Annotated in this window: 3 protein-coding genes; all 3 read left to right on the top strand. The window is 70.0% G+C overall.

Annotated features, from left to right (window positions below):
* Positions 1-599: amidohydrolase family protein (locus DJ70_RS17590; RefSeq protein ID WP_218827786.1), on the top strand; the 599-nt coding region annotated here is incomplete at its 5' end.
* Positions 600-673: 74 nt separating this feature from the next.
* Positions 674-1,129, top strand: a complete 456-nt coding sequence (locus tag DJ70_RS04780) for a DUF5814 domain-containing protein (protein ID WP_066417326.1) — start codon at positions 674-676, stop codon at positions 1,127-1,129.
* A gap of 156 nt (positions 1,130-1,285) precedes the next feature.
* Positions 1,286-2,125 carry a COX15/CtaA family protein gene (locus tag DJ70_RS04775; RefSeq protein WP_094530648.1) on the top strand — a complete coding sequence of 280 codons (840 nt, stop codon included), beginning with the start codon at positions 1,286-1,288 and terminating at the stop codon, positions 2,123-2,125.
* The last annotated feature ends 245 nt before the right edge of the window (positions 2,126-2,370 follow it).

Genomic DNA, 2,370 nt, shown 5'->3' with positions numbered 1-2,370 from the left:
TCGACGTCGTGGTCCGTGGCGACGTCGACCTGGACGTACACGTCCACGAGCGGGACGCCACGGGGATGGAGACGCTCGAACGGCTCGCCGAACGAGCGGTCGAGGCGGGGTACGAGGACCGCGTGACCGCCAGCCACGCCTTCGCCCTCGCCGACGCGGGCGACCGGCTTCCGGCGGCGCTCGACCGCTTCCGCGACGCGAGGCTGGACCTCGTCACCTGCTATCAGAGCACGCCGACGGGAATGCCGATCCGCGAGTGCCACGGGGCGGGGCTCACGATGGCCCACGGGACGGACCAGTTCCACGACCTGTGGGGCGCACACGGCAACCTCGATCCCCTGGAGGCGATGCTCGTCGAGTCGCTGAAACTGGACGGCTACTCGACGAACCGCGGGCTTCGAACGCTCTGGGACCTCGTCACGGCGCACGGCGCGAGCGTGCTTGACCTCGAGGGCTACGACGTGGACCCCGGCACGCCCGCGGACCTCGTCGTCCACTCGGCGTCCTCGCCGGAGTGGGCGATCCTCGAGAACGATACGCCGGACTACGTGATAAAGAACGGGTCGATCGTCGCCGAGGACGGCGTCGTGAAACGCTGACTCGAGCGGCTCGGTCGGCACCGACCGGGCGACCACGCTCCTTTTGAGTCCCGGAGACCTATCGCGGACACGCCGTGGCGTTCACCGACAAGATCTACGTGAAGAACCACCGCCAGCTCGCCTCCCAGCTGGAGACGAACGTCCCCAAGAGCGCGTTCGCGGGCGCGACGCTCGACATGCTCTTCACCGGCGACGGGCTCTCGAAGCTCGACTCGACCACCCGCGACCGAATCTTAGACTTCGCCGAGGACTTCCTCGACTGCGACTGCCAGTCGAACCCCTACTGCGGCTGCCCCGAGCGGAAGTTCATCCGGTACGTGCTCGAGTTGCGCGCACAGGGGCTCGGCCCCGGCGCGATCGTCGACGTGATGACCGACGACTACATGGTGTACGCGTACGCCGGCGACGTGCGGTCGTTCCTCGACGACGCGGTCCGGAAGCTGGAGGCCGTCGAGACGCTCGCGGACGTCGAGGGCGACGAGGAGATGTCGTCGAAGGCCCGGCGCGCCCGCGATCGGCTCTCGGGGTGATCGCCGTGCCGGCCGATCCGGCCCGGACCGCCGCCGATCCGTTCCCGGCGTTCCGGACCGGTCGAACGGTCTAAGTACGCGCGAGCCCGAGTACGGCCAATGAGTCTTCGGCCCGCGTGGCTGACCTTCCGACGGTACGCGGCGACGACGACGGGGATGACGCTGACGCTGTTCGCGCTGGGCGTCTACACCGCGGCGACGGGGTCCGGACTGGCGTGTCAGGCCCAGTGGCCGCTGTGTTCGGACCAGCTCATCCCCACGCTGACGATCAACCCCGACTTCATCGAGTGGTTCCACCGCGTGTGGGCCATGGTCACCGGCTTCCTGATCGTCGGGGTGGCCGGCTGGAGCTGGCTCGGCTCGCGCGACCGGCGGACCCGGATCGCGGCGACGCTCGCGGTCGCGATCCTCCCGGTCCAGATCGCGGTCGGCGCGATCACGGTCACGATCGGCGGGCTCGTACCCGGCGGGTACACGGTGTCGACGCACGCCGCCCACCTGATCGTCGCGCTGTGTATCTTCACGCTGCTCGGCCTGACGACGATGTGGGGCGGCGACCGTCCGCCGTCCGCCCGACTCCTCCGCGCCGCGCTCGGCATCGCGGTCGGCGGGATCCTCGCGAGCGCCGTCTTCTCGCGGGCGGTGCCGCTCCTCACCTACTCGCCCGGCGGACAGGCCGCCTTCTACGTCGCCGGCCTGAGCGCGCACCTCGGGCTCGTGGCGGCCCTCGTCGTCGCGACCGAGGCGCGCGAGGGGGGCGTGGGCGGCCTCGCGCCCGCCACCGCGTCGACGGTTCGTCGGCTGGCAGCCGGATCGATGGCCGCGCTCGTCGCCACCCTGCTTCTCGGCCGCGACCTGGTCCTGTACACCGTCGCCTGGCAGCGGCTGAACCTCGTCGCGCTCGCGCTCGCGCTCGCGCTGGCCGCGGGCGCGGCATGGGTGCTCCGGGACTCCGACGCCACGACCGGACGGTCGACGCCCGTCGGCGGCGACTAGAACGCGGCGGACTCGTCGGAACCCTCAGCACGGGACATGTTCTAGATCGCTTGCTTATAGAACGGGTGTTACAAGTGGTTTTACTCTGATAGAAACGCGATCGTTGCTGGCCCAGTGACCATCTCCAAAGCCCCAGCCGGCTCCGGTCGAGGGCCTCGCTGTGCTCCTCGTCGCTCGCATTGCTCGCTCCTGCGGTGCTTGCTTCGGCCGTCTTCCCGGAGCCGACTGCCCCTTTGAGTCCCACC

The organism is Halorubrum halodurans (assembly GCF_002252985.1).
GTDB lineage: Archaea > Halobacteriota > Halobacteria > Halobacteriales > Haloferacaceae > Halorubrum > Halorubrum halodurans.
This window is presented reverse-complemented; position numbering and strand designations above follow the sequence as displayed.